This is a genomic window from Streptomyces sp. NBC_00464, from assembly GCF_036013915.1.
In the GTDB taxonomy this organism is placed as follows: Bacteria; Actinomycetota; Actinomycetes; order Streptomycetales; family Streptomycetaceae; genus Streptomyces.
This window is the reverse complement of the sequence record NZ_CP107899.1, coordinates 589,479-613,430: the sequence shown is the minus strand read 5'-3', so window position 1 is coordinate 613,430 and position 23,952 is coordinate 589,479. Positions and strand designations below refer to the sequence as shown.

Below are 23,952 nucleotides of genomic sequence, written 5' to 3'. Positions count from 1 at the left end.
ACATGTCGACAACCCGCCACCCCGATCCCCTGCCCTCGGTCCGGCTTCGTCCCATAGACCTTCCGGGACGCAACCGACCGAAAGAGGGACCGTGCGACCACACACCGCCTCCCGAGGGCGAAGGCTCACCGCCTTCGCCCTCACGGCCGCCCTGGCAGGCTCGCTGCTGAGCCTGTCCGGCCCGCTCGCCCACGCCGCGCCACCCGCCCCGGCCGCGAAGATCCCGCACCCGCTCGGGGCCCGGAAGGCCGACGTACCCAAGGACGTCCGGCACGACAAGCTCGGCTCCCACGACCGCACCCTGCTGCAGAAGGCACGGTCCGGCAAGGAGAAGACGGTCACCGTCCTGCTTGCCGCGCCCGAGGGCCGCACCGCACAGCTCCGTGCCGACCTCGCCGGGCTGGGCGCACACGTCGCGACGTCGGACGACCGGCTCGGCTACGTACGCGCGACCGTGCCGACGGAGAAGGCCGAGAAACTGGCGGCTCTCGGCAGCGTCGAAGCGATCGACCTCGGCGAGACCTTCGACCTTCCGGACCCGTCCCCCGTCACGGCGGCAGACCGGAAGGCCCCCGCCGCCGGCAAGCCCGCGGCCGCGCCCGGCAAGGGCACGCCCGCCGCCAACCCCTACCTGCCGACGGCCGACACCGGCGCCGTCGACTTCGTCGAGGACCACCCGGACTGGGACGGCCGCGGTGTCACCGTCGGCATCCTCGACACCGGCGTGGACGCGAGCCACCCTGCGCTGCGGACCACCACGACCGGCACCCCGAAGATCGCCGACTGGGTCACCGCCACCGACCCCGTGACGGACCAGGACCCGACCTGGCTGGAGATGCGCACCAAGGTCACCGGCCCGTCCTTCTCCAGCGGCGGTGTCGGCTGGACCGCCCCCGAAGGCGCCTTCCAGTTCCAGGTGTTCAAGGAGAGCGGCACCTGGGGCAGCGAGCTGGGCGGCGACGTCAACCGCGACGGCGACTACACGGACAGCTTCGGCGTCCTGTACCGCAAGGCCGACCACACCATCTGGGTCGACACCGATCTCGACCACTCCTTCGAAGCGGACGAGACCGTGCGGCCGTACGCCGAGAGCGGCACCATGGCCCGCTTCGGCACCGACGACCCGGCCACTCCCGTAGCCGAGTCGCTGCCCTTCACCGTCGAGTACCGCGACGACGTCGACCTTTCCCCGCGCGGCGGCACCAGCACCGGCAAGACCGGCGACTTCGTGAACATCGGCATCGTCTCCGGCGCTCACGGCACGCACGTGGCCGGTATCGCCGCCGGGCACGGTCTGTTCGGCGGGAAGATGAACGGCGCCGCGCCCGGCGCCCGCATCGTGTCCGAGCGGGTCTGCATGTTCAGCTCCGGCTGCACCTCCTACGCCCTGGTCGAGGGCATGATCGACGCCGTCGTGAACAAGCACGTCGATGTCGTCAACCTGTCCGTCGGCGGCCTGCCGGCCCTCAACGACGGCCAGAACGTCCGCGCGGTGCTCTACGACCGGCTCATCGACGAGTACGGCGTGCAGATCTTCGTCTCCGCCGGCAACGACGGTCCCGGCATGAACACCGTCGGGGACCCGTCCGTGGCCGGCCGCGTCGTCAGCGTCGGTGCCTCGGTCAGCCGGGAGACCTGGTGGGCCGACTACGGTTCGCGGGTTACCGCACGCCAGGCGCTCTTCCCGTTCTCCGCCCGCGGACCGCGTGAGGACGGCGGGATGAAGCCGACGCTGCTCGCGCCCGGCGCCGCCGTCTCCTCGATACCGACCTGGCTGCCCGGCTCGCCCGTCCCGCAGGCGGGGTACGAACTCCCGCCGGGATACGGCATGTTCAACGGCACCTCGATGGCCTCCCCGATGGCCGTGGGCGATGCCGCACTCCTGCTCTCCGCCGCGGCCGGAACAGGTCGCGGCAACGTCACGCCGGCCGCCCTGCGTGCCGCGCTGACGGGCTCCGCACGCTTCCTCGACGAGGAGCCCGCGTACGCCCAGGGAGCCGGCCTCCTCTCGGTGCCCGCGGCGTGGAAGACACTGGCCGGGAGGAACCCCCACGGCAAGCGGCCCGAGCCCACCACGTACGACGTCAAGGCTCCGGTCTGCGGCGCCCTGTCCCAGATGCTCGCCACCCCCGACAGCGGCGAGGGCGTCTACAACCGCTGCTCGCCCCAGGACGGTGGCCAGGTCACGGGCAAGGCCCGCACCTACGACGTCGAGATCACCCGCACCGGGTCGGGCAGCAGCCTCACCGAACTGTCCTGGCTCGGCAACGACGGCACCTTCGACGCTCCGAGGAGTGTCCGCCTGAACCGGGGTGACAGCACCGTCGTGCCCGTGCGCGCACGAGCCCGTACCACCGGCGCGCACTCCGCCGTCCTGCGCGTCGACGACCCTGCCACCCCCGGCATCGACCGGATGATCCTGGTCACCGTGGTCGTCGCGGACCGCCCCGCGAGTCCCTCCTACCGTGTGACGGCGTCGGGGGAGGCCGTTCGCAACCGCACCCGGTCGCTGTTCGTCTCCGTCCCGAAGGGAGCCACCGCCGTACGGGTCGACCTGTCCCGTATCGCCGAGGGTTCCCAGACCCGCTTCCTGGCCGTCGACCCCCAGGGCATGCCGGCCGACGACACCGCGGCCGGCCGCTGCTACACCCACTACTCCGACGCGAAGGAGTGCGATCCCACCACCCGGGTGTACGAGCATCCGATGCCCGGCGTCTGGGAGTTCGAGGTGGAGAGCCGGCGCACCTCACCGCTGCTGGAGAACCCCTACCGGCTGACCGCGACCGTCCAGGGCGCCACGCTGGACCCGCCGGCCGCCGTGGTCGCCGAGGCGGCAGTGCACGCCCCGCTGGAGCGGAACGTCACCGCCGTCAACCACTTCGCGCCCGTCCGCGCCCACGCCGCCGGCGGTGCCCTGGGCGCCCTGGCGGAGGCCCACCCCACGGTCGGCGACCAGCAGATGACCGGCAAGCAGATCACGGTGCCGCGCGACGCCTCACGCTTCGAGGTGTCGATGGGCAACGTGTCCGACCCCAAGGCCGACCTCGACCTGTTCCTGGTCGCCCAGAGCGGCGTGCTGGTCGGATCCTCCACCAACGGAGGCTCCGAGGAGACGATCACGGTCGACAAGCCGACCCCCGGCTACTACTTTCTCCAGATCGCCGGGGTGAGCGTGCCCTCCGGCAGCACGGAGTTCGACATCCAGGACACGATGTTCGCCGACTCCCTCGGCACCGCGAGCGTGGAGGACGACACCCCCGTCGACCTCGCCTCCGGCGCGTCGCTGGGCATCCGAGGCCGCCTCGTCGCCGAGACCAGGCCCCCGGCGGGCCGCAGCCTGGTCGGACGTTTCTCCCTGGTCACCGACGAGAACACCGTGATCGGCAGCTCCGACGTCCTGATCGGCACGGTCACCCAGCCGAAGGCGGAGGTCAGGGCCGCGTTCGGTCCCGCCGTCGCCTTCGACCTCGACGACCTCGGACGGGTCGTCGGATCCCGGCAGCAGGCCGGCCGATCCCAGCCCATCCGCTGGGACGCGGCGACCGGCGTCACCGCGCTCGACAACGCAGGCGCCCGCGAGGGCCACGCGCTGGGCGCGAGCGACTCCGCGGGCTACGCCGTGGGCCAGCTGACGCTGCCCGACGGCACCCGCGGCGGCGTGTGGGCCCCGGACGGCACGCTGACCACCCTGCCGCTACCCACCTGGGAGGCGTACACGTACGACCGGGCGTTCGCGGTCAACGACGCCGGCAAGGTCGTCGGCAACGCGTCCGGCCTGGTCACCGACCCGGCCACCGGCCGCAAGCTCACGGTCAACGAGGGCTTCGCCTGGACGAAGGACGGCGGCTTCACGAAGCTGCCCCACCTGACGCCGTCCCAGCGCAGCCTCACCGAACCGCTCGCCCTGAACAACGCCGGAGTGGTTGTCGGGCACTCCCAGAAGGACGGCCAGCGCCGGGCCGTCCGATGGACGCCGGACGGGACGGTCACCGACCTCGGGACGCTGCCGGGGATGAGCGACAGTTCCGCCCGGGACATCAACGAGGCCGGCACGGTCGTCGGCACCAGTGGTCACGACGCGTTCGTCCTGAAGCCGGGCGGCGCCATGACCCGGCTGCCCGACTTCGGTTTCGACGCGGACGCTATCCAGGTCAACGAGGCCGGCTGGATCGTCGGCACCGCCGAACTGGAGCCCGATGTCACGACCGCCGTGGTCTGGGACCCGCAGGGCCGGATGTACGACCTCGGAGCGATGGTGGACACCCACCACTGGGTGCCCACTGAGGGCATCGGGGTGAACAACCGGGGCGAGGTCGCGTTCTACGCCATGGACACGACGGACGGCGGCTCGACGAAGGTCGTCACGGCCGGACTTCCGGGCTGACGCCGGGAACGGGTCCGGCGGAACTCGGTTCACGGGTTTCGCCGGACCCGTTCCGGTACCTGAGGTGATCAGCCTCATCGGGCGGGGCGGGTCCGCGGTGTCGTATCGGCGTTCCATGGACGGACTCAGCCGTGCAGGGCCAAGTAGGGCGCCAGCGCCAACAGGCTGACGACCAATGCGTACTTGAGGCGCCGGGCCGGAATCCGGTGAGCGATGCGCCAGCCGATCAGGACCCCGGCCAGCTCCGGCACCCCCACCAGAGCGGCCAGCGGCCAGTCCACGTCGCCGTGCACCACATACGCCACCGTGCCCACCCCCGCGATCACGATCGACTGGACCTGTGCCGCGGCCAACGCCGAGAGCACCGGCAGTCCGCAGACGACGAGCAGGGGCACGCCGAGCATCGGGCCGCCGAGCCCGAACAGTCCTGCCGCCAGCGACACGACGAAACCGACCACCGCCGTGCGGACGGGGGGAATCCCGGGGATCACCGGGCCGTCGGACACGTGCCGGGCGCGACGGTCGCGTACCCACACCAGCACTCCGGTCACGGTGACCGCGAAGGCGAGCAGCAGTCCGAAACCGCGCCCCGCGACCAGGGTGTTGCACAGCACGCCCAGCGGGGTGCCGACCAGCGCCGCCAGGGCGAGGACGACGGCGCAGCGGCGGGTGGCCGCCGCCTTCAACTGGCCCGAGTGCGTATAGGCCGCCGTGCCCAGGATGCCGGTGGCGACGTGCGTGACGATCGCGGTGCCGGCGACACCGGATGGTGACAGGCCGGTGAGAAGGAACAAACCGATCGTCGGCAGCACACCGCCGGGTCCGATGGCTGTGATCCCGATACCGCCGAGCAGTCCGGCGAGAGCGAGGAGGACGAGGTGGGTGGTGTCCGGATCGGCCGTCATCCGTTCAGCTCCTCGGCAGTACGGCGCGCAGCGCGAACCGGTCGGCCCGTACGCGCAGGGACTCCACGTCGACCGGCCGCCCGCCGGACAGGCGTGTGAGCCGGTCGATGGCGAACAGTGCGGCACCGTCCGCGACGTCGAGCACCCGCGCGATGTCCGGCTCGGCGGTGACCGCGTGCACGGTGACCTCGGCGCTGCCCAGCGCGGTGCCGGTCGCCTCCTCGATCAGCGCGAACAAGTCCCGGCCTGCCAGGTCTCGTTCGAGCAGCGGACGCCCGATGTCGGGAGCCAGCCATGTGGAGTCCAGGGACAGCGGGCTGCCGTCGAGCCGGCGCAGCCGCTCGATGTACACGGCCTCCGACCCGGGGGGCAGCGCGAGACGCTCGGCGATCGCCGGGGGCGGCTGCGGGACGACATGAGCTACACGTACGTCGTTGGAGACCGCGCCATAGGCGGTGAGCTCCTCCGCGAGACCGGCCAGGCGGTCGAGGCCGTGCCGGTATGTGTGTGCGGTGACGAGCGTGCCGATGCCGCGCCGCCGGACGACGAGGTTCTCGTCCCGCAGCAGGTTCAGTGCCTCCCGGGTGACGTTGCGCGAGGCGCCGAGCGACCGGCTCAGCGTGTGCTCGTCGGGGAGCCTGCCGTCCTCGAACTCACCGGCGACGATGCGCTGCCGCAGCGCGTCGGCGGCCCGCCGCGCCTGTGCCGCCCGGCCCGTGGTCGTGGTCATGGTCCGCCTCCCTCATCTGTTCAGGGCTGCAGACCGTACCCGCCCCCATGTTTCGCCGGTGTTACGCCACCCCCTGTGACCTGGGGAAACGTCTGACCTGTGGTTCTGTCGCGGGCCGGGAGGCCAACGCCGGTCCGGCGCGGGGGAGGGGCCGCGAGGGGCGACCGCCCGCGCCGGGGACTTCCGGCCCGGGCCGGTGGTCCCGGACGGCCGGGCCGAAGGTCCCGCTCGGCGAGGTCGGGCGCCTCGTGACGCCGGGGGGCGGGCACCCTAGGCTGGTACGTCAGACGGCAAGCCGCTCCGCTCCGGACTGCGGCGCCGTTTCGCGCCGGACGGCGGAACGCACGGCAGGGTCATGTACCGCTGCCCCGGCAGCCGCGCGGAGGATCCGGGCCCTTGGTGAAGTCCAGCCCCTTGGTGAAGTCCGGCCTCTCGGTGGGGCCTCGGTGAAGTCCGGCCTCTCGGTGGGGCCTCGGTGAAGTCCGGCCTCCAGGGAAGGATGATCAGATGCTCGCCCAGACGACCACGGCCCATCACCCATGGGTGATTCCTGTGGCTGCGATGGGGATCGTGGCGACGGCCTCGATCCTCGCGGGCCCGGGATTCGGTCTGCTCCCCTTCTACACGGCCGGGCCCGCCCTCGCAGCCGCTCGCGGCACCTCCCGGACCGTCCTGGGCGTGGGAGCCTTCTCGGCCGCGCTCTGCCTGATCAGCGCGCTCATCGACAGCCACTTCGGGAACACCAGGATGCTGGTGGCCCTGGGCGGGATCGCCTTCGTCACGGCCGCAGCCTGCTATGTGAGCAGGGTCCGCCGGCAGGCCGAACGGGACCTGGTCGATGTACGGGAGGTTGCGGAGGCCGTGCAGGACGTCCTGGTTCCCCCGCTGCCGGCTCAGGTCGGTCCGCTCACGCTGGCCGACTCGTACCTGTCCGCCACCAAGTCCGCGAGGGTCGGCGGCGACCTCTGTCAGGCTGTGCCCTGCGAGGACGGACTGCGCGTCATGATCGCCGATGTCCAGGGCAAGGGCATCGAGGCGCTACGAACCGCCGCGGTCGTCCTGCACACCTTCCGCGAAGCGGCACGCGGCCCACTCGGCCTGCGGGAGATCGCGCCGCGCATCGAGGAGGCCCTCGAATCCCTGACGGACGGAGAGCGGTTCGTCACGGGCGTCATCGCGGAGGCCCGCCATGACGGATCGGTCGACCTGCTGAACTACGGCCACCCCGCTCCGCTGATACGGCGCGCGGACGGGCGCCTCGAAGTCGCCGAGCCCTCCGAGCACGCACTGCCTCTGGGCCTGGCCGGCCTCTGCGGCCTCGACCCCGCATGCCCCACCGCTGCCCGGGTCGTCCTCGCCCCCGATGAGCGGATCCTCTTCTACACCGACGGCCTCAGCGAAGCCCGCGATGAACAGGGCGAGTTCTACCCCGTCCAGGACCGCGCCGGGGGCCCGCTCGCCCACCCCGGTCCGGTCCGGGCGCTGCAGGAGCTGCGCGCCGACGTGGACCGGCACACGGGCGGCGGCAGTGACGACGACTCGGCACTCCTGCTGCTCCAGTTCGAGCGGGTGTCGTGACCGCCGGCCATCGTGCGATCAAACGCGGACAAGGGCTAGCTCGGGGGTTCGAGGACTCACCGTGGCGCGGGCTGTGGTGGCGCACGCCGCGTCGGTGACGCGGGCGCCGAGGAGGGCGGCAGCCGCGTTCCCTCCGGGCCGTGCGGACGTTGAGGTGCTCAGCCGAGGCCGACACACGCGGCATCGTGCAGGGTGCGGCGGTGGGCGAGCGCGAGGCTTTCCAGGATGCAGTGCACGGTCTCGCCCTGTGTCGACGGGCGTGGCCGGCCGGTGCGTGCGCAGAAGCCGCTGATGCGGGTGGGCGTGTCGCCGGGCGCCATGAACTCCGGGGCGTCCGGGTCGATCAGGGCGGTGAACGGGGTCGCCTCGGAGGCGCCGGCCAGGAGTGCCGCGGCGGGGGCGTCGCATCGAGTGGCGAGATGAATCGATTCATTTTTATTCAGAAACTAATCCCCGCTGCGGTGCCTGTCAAGGGGTCGGTCCGATGGTCATCCGCGTTACGAAATCGTGTCGTTGGTGGTGTCCTCCCCGTGAACCTGGCGCCCTACTGCACAGATCAAGGGGGTCGAGCCCCGTCAAGGGTCCGTCGTGCCGCATCGTGTGCACCGAGATCCGGTCACGCTCTTGACCTGTGCGGCGCCACTGGCTAGCTTCCGGGCAACTCAGCTGAAACATTTCAGGCCTGCTGATCTCAACCACAGCGCGCAGCGTGCCCCGACTCTTCCCGCCCGTCCCGGTGGGCCCGGACCCCTGGCAAACGATGGAGAAGAACTCATGACGCAACCCGAACCGGATACTGCTCCGGTGCTCGCGCTGGAGGGGGTGAGCAAGTCTTTCGGCGCTGTGCGAGCCCTGCGGGGTGTCTCCCTGAAGCTGTACGCCGGAGAAGCGCACGCGCTCGCCGGCGAGAACGGAGCAGGCAAGTCCACTCTGATCAAGACTCTTGCCGGGGTGTACCGCCCCGACACCGGCACGGTCCTTCTTGACGGAACACCGGTGGAGTTCCACGGCCCGGCCGGTGCCCGGGACGCCGGAGTCGCCGTCATCTATCAGGAGCCCACGCTCTTCCCCGACTTGACCGTCGCGGAGAACATCTTCGTGGGCCGCCAGCCGTCCCGCTCCCTCGGGCGTGTGGATCACGGCGCGATCAGGCAGGCCGCCGCCGATCTGTTCGGACGGCTCGGCGTCGACCTGGATCCGGAGCAGCCGGCGCGGGGCCTGTCCATCGCGGACCAGCAACTCGTCGAGATCGCCAAGGCGCTCTCTTCCGACGCACGAGTCCTGATCATGGATGAGCCGACCGCGGCGCTGACCGGCAGTGAAGTGGCCCGCTTGTTCGGAGTCGTAAAGACGCTGCGTGAGCAGGGTGCCGCAGTCCTGTTCATCTCACACCGCCTGGAAGAGATCTTCCAGCTGTGCCAGCGCGTGACGACCCTGCGCGACGGCGCCCTGATCGGCAGTGAACTCCTCGACGGACTCACCGAGGACGACCTCGTGCGCCGGATGGTCGGCCGCGATCTCGACGAGCTCTATCCGAAGCAGGACACCGAGCCGGGCGAGGTTGCCCTCACCGTGCGGCGGCTGACCCGCGAAGGAGTCTTCACCGACATCTCCTTCGAAGTACGGCGAGGCGAGATCGTCGGCCTGGCGGGACTCGTCGGCGCCGGACGAAGCGAAGTGGCGCGCGCCGTGTTCGGCGTGGACCGGTTCGACGGAGGTGAGGTCGAGGTGCTCGGACAGAAACTCAGGCCAGGCGCCCCCAGTATGGCGATGTCCGCGGGCCTGGCACTCGTACCGGAGGACCGCCGGGCCCAGGGACTGGTGATGGACATGTCCATCGAGCGCAACATCGGCCTCACCGGCTTCGCCGACACCACCCGCGCCGGTCTGATGAACCGGAAGGCCGAGCGCAGCCGCTCGTTGGACTGGGCGGTCAGACTCCAGGTGAAGTACGCCCGACTTGCCGACGTCGTGGGAACGCTCTCCGGCGGCAACCAGCAGAAGGTCGTACTCGCCAAGTGGCTCGCCACGAAGCCCCAGGTGCTGATGGTGGATGAACCGACGCGCGGCATCGATGTCGGCACCAAGGCCGAGGTGCACCGACTTCTGTCCTCACTCGCGGCCGAGGGAGTGGCGGTGCTGATGATCTCCTCCGACCTGCCGGAGATCCTCGGAATGGCCGATCGCGTGCTGGTGATGCACGAGGGCCGGCTGACTGCCGAGATTCCCCGTGCACAGGCAACCGAAGAAGGCGTCATGGCGGCCGCGACGGGCCGCGCAGCCCGGGGGAGGGACGCCGCATGAGCGCCACCACCGAACAGCCGGTCCGGACCTCACCTGCGCCGCAGGCCACCGCCTCGTCGAAGTTCATCGCCAAGGTCTTCCGAGCCCGCGAACTGGCCGTTGCGGCAGTCCTCGTCGTGATGCTCGGAGCCACGCAGATCTCCAACGGAGAGTTTCTCTCCGAGCAGGGCATCAAGGACCTGATGCTCAACGCCACCATCCTCGTGCTGGTAGCTGTCGGCCAAGCCGTCGTCGTGATCACCCGCAACGTCGACCTGTCGGTCGGATCGGTGCTGGGCATCTCGGCCTTCGCTGCAGGGAACTACCTTCAGAGCGGCGGCAATGCGATGGTCGCAGTGCTGCTGGCGGTCGCCCTCGGGATGCTCTTCGGTGCCCTGAACGGTGCCCTGGTCAGCCTCGGCAAGGTCCCCGCTCTCGTCGTCACCCTCGGCACCCTGTACGTGGTGCGCGGCATCGACTCCATCTGGGTCGGCTCCAGCCAGATCACCGCGGACGGCCTGCCCGACGCCTTTGTCGACTTCGGACACGAAGGCCTCTGGGTGGTGCCCTACCTGGCACTTATCGCCGTCGTCACCCTGCTCGCGGTCGGGTACTGCATGCGCAACTACCGCAGCGGCCGGGACATGTACGCGCTCGGCTCCAGCCCGGAGGCCGCCGTTCTCGCCGGCGTCCCCGTACGCAAACGCATCATGACGGCATACATGTTGTGCGGTGCGCTCGCCGGACTCGCGGGGGCGCTGTACCTCGCACGTTTCGGCAACGTCGACTCCGCCACCGGCAACGGCTACGAACTGACCGTGGTCAGCGCCGTCGTGGTCGGCGGCGTCGCCTTCACCGGCGGTTCCGGCACTGTCTACGGTGCAGCCCTCGGAGCCGTCCTGCTCACCTCCATCAACAGCGTGCTCCCCGCGATCGGCGTCAGCTCGGTCTGGGTCACCGCGATCAATGGCGTTCTGCTCCTGCTCGCCATCGCCGTCGACCGGATCCTCGCTCTGCGGGTCGCCGGAGTACTGCGCAAGAAGGCCGCCCGGATGAGGAGCGCCCGCCATGCCTGAGACTCAGAAGACGTCCGTAGCTGCCCGGTTCGGCAGTGCGGTGCGCTGGGACACCGCAGTGGGTGTGCTGCTCATCGTGCTCCTGCTCTGCTCGTTCTCCTTCGTGGACAACTTCGGCAACGCGCTGAACATCTCGTTCCTGATCGGTAACACGCTGCCCATCGCGTTGATCGCGCTGCCCATGACGATGCTGGTCGTCTCCGGCGAGGTCGACCTCTCGGTGGGCTCCACGGCCGGCCTGTCCGGTGCCGTCATGGGCGCCCTGTGGAACCAGGGCATGGCCATCGAGACGATCATTCCGCTGTGTCTCGCGCTCGGCATCGTCTGCGGGCTCATCAACGGGCTGCTCGTCACCCGCCTCGGCCTTCCCTCGCTGGCCGTCACCATCGGCACGATGGCCGCCTATCGTGGCATCGCGCAGATCGTCCTCGGTTCCGACTCCGTCACCGACTTCCCCACCCAGTACCTCGACTTCGGCGCAGGCCGCATCGGCGACACCTTCATTCCGTACGCGGTGGTGCCGTTCCTCGCACTGCTCGCGATCGCCGTGCTCGTGCTGCACGCCACGCCGGTGGGCCGCTCACTGTTCGCGATCGGAGCGAGCGAGGAGGCGGCGCGATTCTCCGGCATCCGAGTCAAGCGGCTCAAGCTGTCCATGTTCGTGACAACCGGTCTGCTGTCGGCGCTCACCGGCGTGTTCTGGGCCCTGCACTACGCCAGCGCCCGCTACGACAACGCCACCGGCCTTGAACTGTCCGTCATCGCCGCAGTACTGCTCGGCGGCATCGACTTCGACGGCGGCAAGGGCACCCTCGGCGGCGCCGTCGCCGGAGTGTTCCTCATCGGATCGCTGCAGAACGTGATGAGCCTGCTTAACGTCTCGGCGCAGTCCCAGATCGTGGTCACCGGCGTGCTGCTCGTGATCTCCGTGCTTGCCCCGCGTGTCGGCCGCCAGATCGCCCAGGCCAGGGCGCGGAAGAAGACGGCGGCCGGGCCACCGGCACCGTCCCCCGCCCCTTCGTAGCGCGCAGCCTGCCTCTTCCCCGCACCTCGTACACGTCGCACATCGAAAGGTAGGACCCCATGTCCGTCGCCACTGCCGGAACACGCCGCCTCACCGCGGCGCTCGCTCTCACCACGTCCCTCATCGTCGGTGCCACAGCGTGCGGCGGCACTACCAAGGAGGACGCCGCCAAGGAGGTCGCAGGGGCGGCCACCGGAGGCAAGGCCGATCCGAACGCCGCGACGAAGAAGGGCCTCACGGTCGCCTTCCTGCCCAAGCAGGTCAACAACCCCTACTTCACCACGTCCGACAACGGCGGCAAGAAGGCCCTGGAGCAGCTCGGCTCCACGTACAAGGAGGTCGGCACCAGCAGCGGCACCGACACCTCCGGACAGGTCTCCTACGTCAACACCCTCACCCAGCAGCAGGTCGACGCCATCGCCGTCTCCGCCCAGGATCCGGGTGCCCTGTGCACGGCGCTGAAGCAGGCGATGAAGAACGGCGTCAGCGTGGTCACCTATGACTCCGACACGAAGATCGACTGCCGCAACGTCTTCGTCTCGCAGGCCAGTGCCGAGGATCTCGGCCGCACCCAGGTGCAGCTGCTGGCGAAGCAGATCGGCGGCAAGGGTGAGATCGCGATCCTCTCGGCGGCCCAGACGGCCACCAACCAGAACACCTGGATCGACTTCATGAAGGACGAGCTGAAGAAGCCCGAGTACAAGGACATCAAGCTCGTCAAGACGGCCTACGGCGACGACGACGCCCAGAAGTCCTTCCAGCAGACCCAGGGCCTCCTCCAGGAGCACCCGAACCTGAAGGGGATCGTCTCCCCGACCACCGTCGGGATCAAGGCGGCCGCCCAGTACCTCTCCGGGTCCAAGTACAAGGGCAAGGTCAAGCTGACCGGCCTGGGCACGCCGAACGACATGCGCGCCTACGTCAAGAACGGCACCGTCGAGGGCTTCGAGCTGTGGGACCCGGCCAAGCTCGGTGCACTCGCCGCCCACACGGCCGTCGCCCTGGAGTCCGGCCGGATCTCCGGCAAGGAGGGGGAGACCTTCAAGGCCGGCGACCTGGGATCGTTCAGGATCGGGAAGGACGGCCTCGTCTCCCTGGGCAAGCCGACCGTCTTCGACAAGGCCAACATCGACGACTTCACGTTCTGATTCGCACGACCGCCGGGGATGCCGGCCGGGGCACGGCCGGCATCCCGGCATCCCATACCGGAAGAGGGCATGACATTCATGCAGCGCGTCCGCTTCCTGCTCAAGGCCAAGGCCAAGGCCGACCGGATCGACGAGTTCCGCGCCGCCACCGGCGCGTCCGGCGGGAGATGCGCGAGGCACTGACTGCCGCCCACAGGTACGACCACTCGCTGTTCCCGCACGAAGACCGTCTGCTCGTCGACTGCCTGGAGACCGAGGACTTCGAAGCGGCCCGCCGCCATGCAAGCCACCGACGTCAGCGCTCGCCGGCAGGTTGGAATGAGCTGCCTCTTCGAGGAGTTGGAGGGCCGGTCTCCGGACGTCGCAGCGCGCTCGCTCACCGAGGTCTTCCCCCTGGCATGAAATCCACCGCATCCCGTTCCCGGGATGATGAATCCCTTACGTCGCTGTTGCGCGCCATGCCGACGGTGCGGCGACGGCACGTGACCGGCGCAGGAGAGAAGCATGACGGGCACCCGGCTGAGCATCGGGATCAAGAGCGTCACACGAGAGGCCGGAGTGTCCGTCGGCACTGTCTCCAACGTGCTCAACCAGCCGGACCGGGTCTCCGCCCCGACCCGACGCCACGTCCAGCAGGTGATCACCCGTCTGGGCTATGTGCGCAGCGAGTCCGCCCGCCAACTGCGGGCGGGCCGCAGCAGGATCATCTCCCTGCTCGTCCTCGACATGGGCAACCCGTTCTTCGTCGACATCGCGCGTGGCGCCGAGCACGCCGTCCGCGAGGCGGAGCTGGGCGTCATGGTCTGCAACAGCGGACAGAGCCCGCAGGAGGAGATGGACTACCTGGCCCTCTTCGCGCAGCAGCGCGTCCGCGGCGCGCTTGTCACCCCCGCAGATCTCAGCGGGCACACACTCAGGGAGTTCCGCCGCCACGGTATTCCGTTCGTTGTGATCGACCGGGTGGGCGGTGAAGAGGAAGGCTGCTCGGTCGCCGTCGATGACGTGGCCGGTGGCGCCCTGGCGATCCGGCACCTGGTGTCTTCCGGTCACCGTGCCATTGCGTTCGTGAGTGGTCCTGCCCGCCTCAAGCAGATCCAGGACCGGAGCGCGGGAGCTCGGGCGGCACTCGCCGACGCGGGCCTGCCGCCGGAGTCGATGCGTGAACTGCCCGTCGGTCGCCTCGACGTTGCGGCGGGACGTGACGCCGGTGCACGTCTGCTCGGGCTCATGGAGCGGCCGACTGCGGTGTTCTGCGCCAACGACCTGCTGGCGCTCGGCGTGCTCCAGTCGCTGTACGCGGCAGGGGTGAGGGTGCCCGAGGACATGGCCATCGTCGGCTATGACGACATCGAGTTCGCTGCCGCGGCCACAGTGCCGCTCACCTCCGTGCGCCGGCCGGCCGCCACCATGGGCACCCTTGCCGCCGAGCTGCTGCTGCAGGAGACCGGAGACCGCGCGTCCGAGCACCGACACGAACACGTGCTTCTGCAGCCGGAGTTGGTGGTGCGGCGCTCAAGTATGACTGCGCACTGACCGGGCTGTAATGACTTGCGAGCCCGGGCCGTAGGGCGAGGGACGGCCCCGCCGCCGCTGTCGGCCGCCCGGCTCACCGCAGCCGGTCAGCCCGACTGCCCCGGCAAGGGGAGCGGGCAGAAGCTTCGCCCGCGTGGTCATGCCGGCGCTTCCCGGGTCCGGCTAGAGGTCACCATCAGCCGCCGGCGCGGTGAGAGGTCCGCGGCGGTGGGACCGGTGTTTGCGCGGCCCGGGTCACATCGGCCACCAGCTCGACCACATCGGGGCCGTACGCCTGCGAGTTGACCACCTTCAGCAACAGGCAGAAGGTGTTGTTGCCGTGCTTGCGGGCCAGGCGCTCGTAGTTGCGGGCCAGATAGCGGGACGCGGCCTGGTTGGTGATCGCCTGCTGGCCGCAGAACAGGAAGACCGGGCGGGCCTCCTGACCTGCTGTCAGGCGGGCCAGCACCACGTACTCGGCGACGCCCTTCTCCACCCGGTAGCGCTCCGAGCCGATCTGGAAGGCGTTGCGGTCCGGGCCCGGCTCGGCATCGGTGTTGACCTTCACGCCGGGCAGCAGCGAGTGCAGGTGCGCGGCCATCCGGCGGTTGGAAACGGGGCCGCCGACGCAGAACTCGGTCCGTTCCCCGAACCCCTGCTGCGAGATGTCGTGGGACAGGATCTGGGCATGCGCCGAGCAGTCCTTGATCAGCGCGGAGAGTTCGAGCAGGGCGAAGACGTCGTGCCGGTGGACGGCGCCGTCACCGCCCGCGTCGCGGTTGACGACGAGCAGGCACTCCGAGTTCCCCGGCAGCCCGAAGAACGCCTGCTTGCGGCGGAGCTTGCGGCGCCAGAGGTAGGTGCGCGCGAGCCAGCCGAGGGCGGCGCTGATGCCGGCGGCTATCACGCCCAGCACGATGTTGCGTACGTCGTCAGTCATGGGCGGGCATGTTAGCGGGCATTCGGCCTCAAGTTCGAGGCGGACCTGACGGGGCGGCCGGAGCGGCGTTACCCTGCGCGGACAATCCTTCACTGGAGGTGCGCATGAGGCGTTCCGTTGCGCGGAATGTGTCGTTGTTAGGTGTTCTCGCCGCTGTCGTGTCGGTCGGGGCAGCAGCCCCGTCCTCGTCCGCCCCGTCGGCGTCGCCGCCACCCAAGTCCCCCGTCGCGGTGGGGTACGGGGGAGCGGTCTCCAGTGTCGACGCCGACGCGACGGCCGCCGGTATCGAGGTGCTCCGCAAGGGCGGCAACGCGGTCGACGCGGCTGTCGCGACCGCGGCGGCCCTCGGGGTGACCGAGCCGTATTCGGCAGGGCTGGGCGGCGGTGGCTACTTCGTGCACTACGACGCCCGCACCCGCACGGTGGAGACGATCGACGGCCGCGAGACCGCGCCGCGCAGCGCGGACTCCTCGCTCTTCCTGGAGAACGGGAAGCCCCTCGCGTTCGAGTCCGCCGTCACCAGCGGCCTCGGTGTCGGCACGCCGGGCACCCCCGCCACCTGGGACGCCGCGCTGGACGCCTGGGGCAGCAAGTCGCTGCGGCAGGTCCTGAAACCGGCCGAGCGCCTGGCCCGCGACGGCTTCGTCGTCGACGGGACGTTCCGCTCGCAGACGGAGGGCAACCAGGCCAGGTTCGCCGACTTCCCCGCCACCCGGAAGCTCTTCCTGCCGGGCGGCGGGCTCCCGGTGGTCGGCTCGGTCTTCAAGAACCCCGACCTGGCGCGTACGTACGAAGAGGTCGGCAGCAAGGGGGTCGATGCGCTCTACCGGGGCAAGCTGGCCGAGGACATCGTGCGGACCGTACGCAATCCCCCCGTGGACCCCGCGTCGGCCCGGGTGGTCCGTCCCGGCGATCTCACCACGAAGGACCTGCGCTCCTACCGGGCGCTGCGGCAGGCACCCACGAAGGTCGCCTACCGCGGTCTCGACGTCTACGGCATGGCGCCGTCCTCGTCCGGCGGCACATCGGTGGGTGAGGCCCTCAACATCCTTGAGTCCACCGACCTTTCGAAGGCGAGCCAGGCGCAGTACCTGCACCGCTACATCGAGGCGAGCCGCATCGCCTTCGCCGACCGGGGACGCTGGGTCGGCGACCCGGCGTTCGAGGACGTACCGACGAAGGAGCTCCTCGGTCAGCGGTTCGCCGACTCGCGGGAGTGCCTGATCAAGGACGACGCGGTGCTCACCAGCCCGCTCGCCCCGGGTGACCCGCGCCACCCCGCAGACTGCGCCGCCGGTGGGACGGCTGCCCCGACGACGTACGAGGGCGAGAACACCACGCACCTCACGACCGCCGACAAGTGGGGCAATGTCGTCGCGTACACCCTGACGATCGAGCAGACCGGTGGCAGCGGCATCACGGTGCCGGGGCGCGGCTTCCTGCTCAACAACGAGCTGACGGATTTCTCGTTCGCGCCGGCCAATCCGGCCGTCCACGACCCGAACCTGCCGGGTCCGGGGAAGCGGCCGAGGTCCTCGATCTCCCCGACCGTCGTGCTGAAGCACGGGAAGCCGGTGCTGGCCCTGGGGTCGCCGGGCGGCGCCACGATCATCACGACCGTGCTCCAGTCCCTGGTCGGCGTGGTCGACCGGGGTCTGCCGCTGGTGGACGCCATCGCGGCACCCCGCGCCAGCCAGCGCAACGCGGCGGCGACGGAGCTCGAACCGGGGCTGTGGAACAGCCCGGTACGGGCACAACTGGAGGCTCTGGGGCACGTCTTCAAGCCCAACCCGGAGATCGGGGCGGCGACGGGCGTGCAGCGGCTCCCGGACGGGCGGTGGCTCGCAGCCGCCGAGACGGAGCGGCGGGGCGGCGGCTCGGCCATGGTGGTGAGGCCTGCCGGGTAGAGCTGATGACTTGTCAGTAGTGGTACGGGCGGGGTCGGTCGGACGCGGGGAGCTGCGCGTCGGGCCGGCCCCGTCGCCTCGACGGGGGCATGCCGGGGGGCGTCTTGGCTGATGTCAGCAAGGGAAAGACTCCTCACGGAAAGGCACCCCACGGTGCGTATGCGAACGCTTGCCCTCGCCACGGTCTCCGGCGCCGCACTGCTCGCGTCGGGATCCCTGACACCGGCAGCCCGGGGCGGCCCGGCCTTCCGCACCGACGCGTTCACGCCGGTGCGGAAGGCGTATCCGGTTCCGGTGCGGCTCACGCCCGCGTCCTATGCCCGTCCGGCGCCCGACGAGGGACCGTCCGAAGCCGCCTCGCCTGCTCCCACTCCTACCCCTACCCCTACCCCCACCCCCGCCTCTGCCGACGGCGGGGAAGGTCCCGTCGGCGCGGCCGAGCTGCTGGCCAAGGTGTCGGCGTGCAAGCAGATCTCGAACGGCTTCTACCGTACGGACGAGGGGACTTCGCCCTCCGTGCCGGTGTGCGGCCTGAACGGCGCCGTGTTCTGGAAGGCCGATCTGGACCTCGACTGCGACGGTGAGGTGACCAAGGCATGCAACGCGGACACCGACCCGTCGTTCCAGGGCGACACCGCCTTCCACACCTCCGGCGACCGGCCGCTCGACGCGGAGAAGCTCCCGTACGTCGTGGTGCCGGGCCGCAGTTCGCTCTGGGACTTCAGCAGCGCCGGGATCGGGGGCGGCAGCGTCGCCGCCGTCATCCACGCGGGCAAGGTGGAGTACGCCGTCGTCGGTGACACCGGACCTGCCGGGATCATCGGAGAGGCCTCCTACGCCACCGCCGATGCGCTCGGGATCGACCCGGACCCGAAGACCGGCGGTGCCGGTTCCGGCGTCACGTACATCCTGTTCAAGGACTCCGTCGTCGCACCGATCGAAAGTCACAGCGCGGCGGTGACCGCCGGGGACGCCCTTGCCAGGGAGTTCCTGCGGAAGAACTGACGGGGACGGGAACCCTCCCGGTCGAAGGCCGTCAGAGGGCGGTCAGGATACGGGGGCCGTCGTCCGTGATGGCCACCGTGTGCTCGGCATGAGCGGCCCGGCTGCCGTCGTTCGTACGCAGGGTCCAGCCGTCCCGGTCCGGATGGAACTCGTCATGGCCGCCGGCGATCAGCATCGGTTCGATGGCCAGCACCATGCCGTGTCGCAGCGGCATTCCGCGGCCGGGCCGTCCCTCGTTGGGGACGCCCGGGTCCTCGTGCATGGACCGGCCGATGCCGTGGCCGCCGAACCCGTCCGGGATGCCGTAGCCGGCCGTGCGGCAGACCGTGCCGATCGCGTGCGCGATGTCGCCGATGCGGTTGCCGACGACGGCCGCCGCGATGCCCGCCTCCAGCGCCTCGAAGGCCGTCTCGACGAGGCGGGTGTCCTCGGGCCGGGCGCGGCCGACGATGAAGCTGATCGCGGAGTCCCCGCACCAGCCGTCGAGCGTCGCGCCCCCGTCGATGCTCACCAGGTCGCCGTCACGCAGCCGTAGATCGTTCGGTATGCCGTGCACGATCGCGTCGTTCACCGAGGCGCAGATCACGCCGGGGAAGGGGGTCGGCGCGAAATGCGGCCGGTAGTTCAGGAACGGTGATCCCGCCCCTGCCTCGCGCAGGACCCCGCGGGCCACTTCGTCGAGCTCGCGGAGCGAGACGCCGACGGCCGCCGCCTCGCGCGCGGCCGTCAGCAACTGCGCCACGACCCGGCCGGCCTCGCGCATGGCTTCGATGGATGTGTCTGTCTTGAGCTGCACCATGCCAATTACTATACCGGTCCGAGCGGTATTAGAATGACGGCATGGTTCGAACTCCTCTCACCCCTGAAGAGCGCCTGCGCGGCGAGCGGCTCGGCCGGCTGCTCCGCGAGGCGCGTGGCCGCCGCAGCATGGCCGACATCGCGGGATGCGCCGGCATCTCGGCCGAGACGCTCCGCAAGATCGAGACCGGCCGCGCCCCGACCCCCGCCTTCTTCACCGTCGCGGCGCTCGCCGGGGCACTCGGCCTCTCCATGGACGAGCTGCTCCCTCGGTGCGCCCCGGAGCCGGACACCGTCCCGCTCGCCGGGTAGCGGAAGGGGTGCCGGGCGGCCGAGGGGAGGGTGGCGGCCCCTGCGTAGGGTTGGGTCATGAGCCTCCAGGACTTCGCCCGCAGTGAGTACGTCAGCCTCACCACGTACCGGAAGGACGGCACGCCCGTCGCCACGCCGGTATGGGCCGCGGCCGACGGGGATCAGCTGTTCGTCTGGACCAAGAGCGATTCGTGGAAGGTCAAGCGGCTGCGCAACGACAGCCGCGTCCGTGTCACCGTCTGTGACGTGCGCGGGCGGATCGCGGAGGGCGCCCCGAGCGCCGAGGGGACCGGCAGGCTGCTCGACGAGCGGGGCACGGCCGCGGTGCGCCGGGTCATCGGCCGCAAGTACACCTGGAAGTACTGGCTGCTCGACTACCCGGCGATGATCGTCCGGCTCGGCAAGCGGCCGCACACCGGGATCGCCATCACCTTCTGAGTCCCGGGCCGGATGCCGCGGGGCGCTCGCGGCCCCGTTCGTGCGCCTCTCGCACCCGGGCCGAAAAGTGCGCGTAGCCGTCCCGTAACACGGCTGCGGTCGAATGCCTGCGGACTGGAAGGTTCCAGACGACGGCGGCCTAGGGCGACGATGACGGTGCATCAGCATGCTGTGTCCATAGGAGAGTTCGCGCGCTATCTGCGGGAGATGACAGCGCTGCTCGATCCCGGGCGGGGGTGGTACGGGGTCTTCTGCCGACGCGACCCGGACGGGATGCGGGCCTGTCTGGCGGGTTTCGAGATACCCCCCTGGGACGTCATGGAATCGCTCCTCGCGGACCTTGCGTCGGTGCGGGGCACCGCGTTCGCGGAGCACGAGTCGGTGCGTGCGGCCGAGCTCTACGCGGCTTCCGCCGTCGCCCACGACCGACGCCCCGGCGGGCGACAGCAGTTGCTGGAGCGGCTGGAGCTGATGCTGCGGGAACAGGCCGGCGCCGCCCGGCGGCTGAGTGTTGTCCGGGCGGGCGGTGAGGTGGACGCGAGGGATGCGGAGGCGGTCGCCTGGGCCCGCGACGACCACGCCCGGGCGTCGGCCCGCTGCACGGAGCTGCGCCGGAGGCTGGCCGCGGTGGCGGTCCCGACGGGCTGGTTCCGTACGGAGGAGGAGCACGCGCCGGGGCCCGTAACGGACCCCGCCGCCGTACCGGAGCCCGCCACCGTGCGGCCACCCGCCGAGCCCGAACCGGCCCCGGCGGCGCAGCGGCCCCCCGGGCCGTCGCCGGCCCCCGCGCGCAAACCGCTCCGCAAGAAGCCGCGGGGCGCACGCTTCGCCGGGCTGGAGGCCGAGGACGAGACCCCCGTGGCCGCCGCACCCGTCCTGCCCATGGCGGCCGCCCTGCCCCGCGGAGCCCGTTTCGGCGGCGCCCCGGACGCGGACAGCAGCCCGGCCGGGCCTGCCGCGGCGGCTCCGGACCCGGCCGCGCTCCACACCGCGCGGGCCATCGTCGCGACCCTGGTCCGGCTCAGGTCGCAGGGCCGCAGCGGTGAGGCGCACGGCGTGCTCTGCGAGGCCGCGGGCCGGCCCGCCGGTCTGCTGCCGGCCCTCGCCGTCGAACTCCACCGGGCGGGGCTCGGCGCGGACTGGTCGACCCTGTTGTGGGAGGTGTCCTCGCTGCCCCCGGACGAGCTCGCGGGTGCGGCGGACGCCCTGGCCGCGGCGGGGCGCCCGGAGGACTGCGTGGAGTTGCTGAGTCAGGGAGTGGCGCGGCCCGCCGCCGAGATCGCCGATGCGGTGGTCGCCCTGGACCGGGCCGGCCGCGGCCCCCAGGCGCAGGCGCTGCTCGGTGCCTTCGTCCGGGTGCGCACACCACAGGACGCGGCGAGGATCGCGGAGAGCGACCCGCGCCACCTCGTACCGCAGCTGCTCGCGGCGGCCCGGACGGTGTCCGAGGCGCGGGAGCGCGACGTCGAGCACGCACTGCGTGTCGCGGGCATCGGCTAGGGCCTCTCGTTCGGGGTTTGCGGGGAAGCGGCACCTTGATTCCCGCGAGCCCGTAGGGCCATCCGGCCCACCCCGGACAATGGACCGCACGGGTGTGAAACGTGATCGACTCCGCCGGTTCACGGCGATGGTCTTGCCCCGCCGTGTGACGGGGCTTACGTTCTCCTCTACGCACGTGTCTACGGGCGTAGAAACGCCAAGAGGCTCTCTGACGCCGCGTCGAAGGAGCAGCTCATGTCCCACGTCGTACGCGCCGCACTCGTCCAGGCGACCTGGACCGGCGACACCGAATCCATGATCGCCAAACACGAGGAACACGCTCGTGAGGCCGCCCGGCAGGGGGCGAAGATCATCGGGTTCCAGGAGGTGTTCAACGCCCCCTACTTCTGCCAGGTGCAGGAGCCCGAGCACTACCGCTGGGCGGAGGCCGTTCCCGACGGGCCGACGGTGCAACGGATGCGGGAGCTGGCCCGCGAGACCGGCATGGTGATCGTCGTCCCGGTCTTCGAGGTCGAGCAGTCCGGCTTCTACTACAACACCGCCGCGGTCATCGACGCCGACGGCTCGTATCTCGGCAAGTACCGCAAGCACCACATCCCGCAGGTCAGGGGATTCTGGGAGAAGTACTACTTCAAGCCCGGCAACGCCGGCTGGCCGGTCTTCGACACGGCGGTCGGCAAGGTCGGCGTCTACATCTGCTACGACCGGCACTTCCCCGAGGGGTGGCGCCAACTCGGACTCAACGGAGCCCAGTTGGTGTACAACCCGTCCGCGACCTCACGCGGACTCTCCAGCTACCTCTGGCAGCTGGAACAGCCCGCTTCGGCCGTCGCCAACGAGTACTTCATCGCCGCCATCAACCGCGTCGGCCAGGAGGAGTACGGCGACAACGACTTCTACGGAACCAGCTACTTCGTCGACCCGCGCGGGCAGTTCGTCGGTGAGGTCGCCAGCGACAAGGCCGAGGAACTCCTCGTACGGGACCTGGACTTCGGACTCATCGAGGAGGTCCGGCAGCAGTGGGCCTTCTACCGGGACCGCCGCCCCGACGCGTACGAGGGACTGGTGGAGCCGTGAGCAGCCTGCACCATCGCCATCTCGCCGTCAGTCCCGAATGGCTGGCGCTCTACTACCGGCACCCGCTGGAGATCACCCACGGCGAAGGCCGCCACGTCTGGGACGCGGACGGCAGGCGCTACCTGGACTTCTTCGGCGGCATCCTCACCACGATGACCGCCCATGCCCTGCCCGAGGTCACCAAGGCGGTCAGTGAGCAGGCCGGGCGGATCATCCACTCCTCCACGCTCTATCTGAACCGGCCGATGGTCGAACTCGCCGAGCGCGTCGCCACGCTCTCCGGCATCCCGGAGGCCCGGGTCTTCTTCACCACCTCCGGCACCGAGGCCAACGACACGGCCCTGCTGCTCGCCACCACGTACCGCAGGTCGAACCAGATCCTCGCGATGCGCAACAGCTACCACGGCCGGTCCTTCTCCGCGGTCTCCATCACCGGCAACAACGCCTGGTCGCCCACCAGCCTCTCGCCGCTCCAGACGCTGTACGTGCACGGCGGCGTCCGCACCCGCGGACCGTACGCGCACCTGGGCGACGGGGAGTTCATCGCCGCCTGTGTCGCGGACCTGGAGGACCTGCTCGGCCACACCAGGGCACCCGCCGCCCTGATCGCCGAACCCATCCAGGGCGTGGGCGGGTTCACCTCGCCGCCCGACGGCCTGTACGCGGCGTTCCGCGAAGTCCTCAACCGGCACGGCATCCTGTGGATCTCCGACGAGGTGCAGACCGGCTGGGGGCGCTCTGGCGAGCACTTCTGGGGCTGGCAGGCGCATGGACAGAACGGCCCGCCGGACATCGTCACCTTCGCCAAGGGCATCGGCAACGGCATGTCGATCGGCGGCGTCATCGCCCGTGCGGACGTCATGAACTGCCTGGACGCCAACTCCATTTCGACGTTCGGCGGCTCCCCGGTCACGATGGCCGCCGGACTCGCCAACCTCTCGTACCTCCTCGAACACGACCTCCAGGGCAACGCCCGCCGTGTCGGCGGTCTGCTCATCGAGCGGCTGCGCGCGATCGGTGCGGCATCGGAGTGCGTACGGGAGGTGCGCGGGCGCGGCCTGATGATCGGCATCGAGCTCGTGAAGCCGGGTACGGACGAGGCGAACCCCGAAGCCGCCGCGGCCGTGCTCGAAGCGGCCCGGGAGGGCGGGCTGCTCCTCGGCAAGGGCGGTGGCCACGACACCAGCGTGCTGCGCATCGCCCCGCCGCTCTCGCTGTCCATCCCGGAGGCGGAGGAGGGCGCGGCGATCCTGGCCGAGGCACTGCGCTCGGTGGGATGAGGACGGGGGTGCGGTGGCCGGCGGGTCGCCGCACCCCCGTGTCCGGGGACCGGAC

Annotated in this window: 19 protein-coding genes; 14 read left to right on the top strand and 5 right to left on the bottom strand. The window is 70.6% G+C overall.

Annotation, left to right across the window (positions count from 1 at the left end; genetic code table 11):
• The first annotated feature begins 91 nt into the window (after positions 1-91).
• Positions 92-4,384, top strand: coding sequence for a S8 family serine peptidase (locus tag OG912_RS02650; RefSeq protein ID WP_327707973.1), 4,293 nt, complete (start codon positions 92-94; stop codon positions 4,382-4,384).
• A gap of 125 nt (positions 4,385-4,509) precedes the next feature.
• Here OG912_RS02650 and OG912_RS02645 read toward each other — a convergent pair whose 3' ends face one another.
• Entirely contained in the window at positions 4,510-5,289 is a 780-nt protein-coding gene (locus tag OG912_RS02645) for a sulfite exporter TauE/SafE family protein (RefSeq protein WP_327707972.1), read from the bottom strand.
• A 4-nt stretch (positions 5,290-5,293) separates the two neighbouring features.
• Positions 5,294-6,019: a GntR family transcriptional regulator gene (locus OG912_RS02640; RefSeq protein WP_327707971.1), complete on the bottom strand. Its 726-nt coding sequence runs from the start codon at positions 6,017-6,019 to the stop codon at positions 5,294-5,296.
• A gap of 507 nt (positions 6,020-6,526) precedes the next feature.
• Between OG912_RS02640 and OG912_RS02635 the strand changes: the two genes are divergently transcribed.
• Positions 6,527-7,597 (top strand): PP2C family protein-serine/threonine phosphatase, encoded by a 1,071-nt coding sequence (locus OG912_RS02635; protein WP_327707970.1) that lies wholly within the window; start codon positions 6,527-6,529, stop codon positions 7,595-7,597.
• A 158-nt stretch (positions 7,598-7,755) separates the two neighbouring features.
• Here OG912_RS02635 and OG912_RS02630 read toward each other — a convergent pair whose 3' ends face one another.
• Positions 7,756-8,022 carry an FGGY-family carbohydrate kinase gene (locus OG912_RS02630; RefSeq protein ID WP_327713326.1) on the bottom strand — a complete coding sequence of 89 codons (267 nt, stop codon included), beginning with the start codon at positions 8,020-8,022 and terminating at the stop codon, positions 7,756-7,758.
• A gap of 349 nt (positions 8,023-8,371) precedes the next feature.
• Here OG912_RS02630 and OG912_RS02625 point away from each other — a divergent pair, with 349 nt between their 5' ends.
• The 5 genes from OG912_RS02625 (at position 8,372) to OG912_RS02600 (ending at position 14,661) form a co-directional block, all read left to right on the top strand.
• On the top strand, positions 8,372-9,901 hold the full coding sequence (locus tag OG912_RS02625; protein ID WP_327707969.1) for a sugar ABC transporter ATP-binding protein: 1,530 nt from the start codon (positions 8,372-8,374) through the stop codon (positions 9,899-9,901).
• The gene (locus tag OG912_RS02620) at positions 9,898-10,956 is read left to right on the top strand and encodes an ABC transporter permease (protein WP_327707968.1); all 1,059 of its coding nucleotides are present in this window, start codon (positions 9,898-9,900) and stop codon (positions 10,954-10,956) included. The genes OG912_RS02625 and OG912_RS02620 overlap by 4 nt, the downstream gene beginning before the upstream one ends.
• Complete coding sequence (locus OG912_RS02615) at positions 10,949-11,980, top strand: ABC transporter permease (RefSeq protein ID WP_327707967.1); 1,032 nt, start codon at positions 10,949-10,951, stop codon at positions 11,978-11,980. Before OG912_RS02620 ends, OG912_RS02615 begins: the two co-directional genes overlap by 8 nt.
• A 59-nt stretch (positions 11,981-12,039) precedes the next feature.
• On the top strand, positions 12,040-13,128 hold the full coding sequence (rhaS, locus tag OG912_RS02610) for a rhamnose ABC transporter substrate-binding protein (RefSeq protein ID WP_327707966.1): 1,089 nt from the start codon (positions 12,040-12,042) through the stop codon (positions 13,126-13,128).
• A 504-nt stretch (positions 13,129-13,632) separates the two neighbouring features.
• On the top strand, positions 13,633-14,661 hold the full coding sequence (locus OG912_RS02600) for a LacI family DNA-binding transcriptional regulator (protein WP_327707965.1): 1,029 nt from the start codon (positions 13,633-13,635) through the stop codon (positions 14,659-14,661).
• A gap of 175 nt (positions 14,662-14,836) precedes the next feature.
• On the opposite strand, the gene OG912_RS02595 is transcribed toward OG912_RS02600, so the two are convergent.
• Complete coding sequence (locus OG912_RS02595) at positions 14,837-15,580, bottom strand: hypothetical protein (protein WP_327707964.1); 744 nt, start codon at positions 15,578-15,580, stop codon at positions 14,837-14,839.
• Positions 15,581-15,684: 104 nt separating this feature from the next.
• Between OG912_RS02595 and ggt the strand changes: the two genes are divergently transcribed.
• Together ggt and OG912_RS02585 are read left to right on the top strand one after the other, a co-directional pair.
• A complete protein-coding gene (gene ggt / locus OG912_RS02590; RefSeq protein ID WP_327707963.1) occupies positions 15,685-17,487 on the top strand; it encodes a gamma-glutamyltransferase in 1,803 nt (600 codons plus the stop codon).
• 159 nt (positions 17,488-17,646) lie between these two features.
• Positions 17,647-18,492 carry a glycoside hydrolase family 75 protein gene (locus OG912_RS02585; protein WP_327707962.1) on the top strand — a complete coding sequence of 282 codons (846 nt, stop codon included), beginning with the start codon at positions 17,647-17,649 and terminating at the stop codon, positions 18,490-18,492.
• A 31-nt stretch (positions 18,493-18,523) separates the two neighbouring features.
• Here OG912_RS02585 and map read toward each other — a convergent pair whose 3' ends face one another.
• Positions 18,524-19,291, bottom strand: coding sequence for a type I methionyl aminopeptidase (gene map, locus OG912_RS02580; protein WP_327707961.1), 768 nt, complete (start codon positions 19,289-19,291; stop codon positions 18,524-18,526).
• 41 nt (positions 19,292-19,332) lie between these two features.
• On the opposite strand from map, the gene OG912_RS02575 reads away from it, so the two are divergent.
• From OG912_RS02575 to OG912_RS02555, 5 genes are all read left to right on the top strand, one after another.
• A complete protein-coding gene (locus OG912_RS02575) occupies positions 19,333-19,602 on the top strand; it encodes a helix-turn-helix domain-containing protein (protein ID WP_327707960.1) in 270 nt (89 codons plus the stop codon).
• 57 nt (positions 19,603-19,659) lie between these two features.
• Positions 19,660-20,040, top strand: a complete 381-nt coding sequence (locus OG912_RS02570) for a PPOX class F420-dependent oxidoreductase (protein ID WP_327707959.1) — start codon at positions 19,660-19,662, stop codon at positions 20,038-20,040.
• 150 nt (positions 20,041-20,190) lie between these two features.
• On the top strand, positions 20,191-21,540 hold the full coding sequence (locus tag OG912_RS02565) for a hypothetical protein (RefSeq protein ID WP_327707958.1): 1,350 nt from the start codon (positions 20,191-20,193) through the stop codon (positions 21,538-21,540).
• A gap of 234 nt (positions 21,541-21,774) precedes the next feature.
• On the top strand, positions 21,775-22,617 hold the full coding sequence (locus OG912_RS02560; protein ID WP_326739934.1) for a nitrilase-related carbon-nitrogen hydrolase: 843 nt from the start codon (positions 21,775-21,777) through the stop codon (positions 22,615-22,617).
• On the top strand, positions 22,614-23,897 hold the full coding sequence (locus OG912_RS02555; protein ID WP_327707957.1) for an aspartate aminotransferase family protein: 1,284 nt from the start codon (positions 22,614-22,616) through the stop codon (positions 23,895-23,897). Before OG912_RS02560 ends, OG912_RS02555 begins: the two co-directional genes overlap by 4 nt.
• Positions 23,898-23,952 lie beyond the last annotated feature (55 nt).

What these genes read in the sequence shown, in the direction of transcription:
- OG912_RS02640 (WP_327707971.1), bottom strand. Translation starts at nt 6,019, where the DNA reads ATGACCACGACCACGGGCCGGGCGGCACAGGCGCGGCGGGCCGCCGAC.
- OG912_RS02565 (WP_327707958.1), top strand. Translation starts at nt 20,191, where the DNA reads ATGACGGTGCATCAGCATGCTGTGTCCATAGGAGAGTTCGCGCGCTAT.
- OG912_RS02625 (WP_327707969.1), top strand. Translation starts at nt 8,372, where the DNA reads ATGACGCAACCCGAACCGGATACTGCTCCGGTGCTCGCGCTGGAGGGG.
- map (WP_327707961.1), bottom strand. Translation starts at nt 19,291, where the DNA reads ATGGTGCAGCTCAAGACAGACACATCCATCGAAGCCATGCGCGAGGCC.
- OG912_RS02615 (WP_327707967.1), top strand. Translation starts at nt 10,949, where the DNA reads ATGCCTGAGACTCAGAAGACGTCCGTAGCTGCCCGGTTCGGCAGTGCG.
- OG912_RS02560 (WP_326739934.1), top strand. Translation starts at nt 21,775, where the DNA reads ATGTCCCACGTCGTACGCGCCGCACTCGTCCAGGCGACCTGGACCGGC.
- OG912_RS02585 (WP_327707962.1), top strand. Translation starts at nt 17,647, where the DNA reads ATGCGAACGCTTGCCCTCGCCACGGTCTCCGGCGCCGCACTGCTCGCG.
- OG912_RS02635 (WP_327707970.1), top strand. Translation starts at nt 6,527, where the DNA reads ATGCTCGCCCAGACGACCACGGCCCATCACCCATGGGTGATTCCTGTG.
- ggt (WP_327707963.1), top strand. Translation starts at nt 15,685, where the DNA reads ATGAGGCGTTCCGTTGCGCGGAATGTGTCGTTGTTAGGTGTTCTCGCC.
- rhaS (WP_327707966.1), top strand. Translation starts at nt 12,040, where the DNA reads ATGTCCGTCGCCACTGCCGGAACACGCCGCCTCACCGCGGCGCTCGCT.
- OG912_RS02620 (WP_327707968.1), top strand. Translation starts at nt 9,898, where the DNA reads ATGAGCGCCACCACCGAACAGCCGGTCCGGACCTCACCTGCGCCGCAG.
- OG912_RS02645 (WP_327707972.1), bottom strand. Translation starts at nt 5,289, where the DNA reads ATGACGGCCGATCCGGACACCACCCACCTCGTCCTCCTCGCTCTCGCC.
- OG912_RS02575 (WP_327707960.1), top strand. Translation starts at nt 19,333, where the DNA reads ATGGTTCGAACTCCTCTCACCCCTGAAGAGCGCCTGCGCGGCGAGCGG.
- OG912_RS02595 (WP_327707964.1), bottom strand. Translation starts at nt 15,580, where the DNA reads ATGACTGACGACGTACGCAACATCGTGCTGGGCGTGATAGCCGCCGGC.
- OG912_RS02570 (WP_327707959.1), top strand. Translation starts at nt 19,660, where the DNA reads ATGAGCCTCCAGGACTTCGCCCGCAGTGAGTACGTCAGCCTCACCACG.
- OG912_RS02600 (WP_327707965.1), top strand. Translation starts at nt 13,633, where the DNA reads ATGACGGGCACCCGGCTGAGCATCGGGATCAAGAGCGTCACACGAGAG.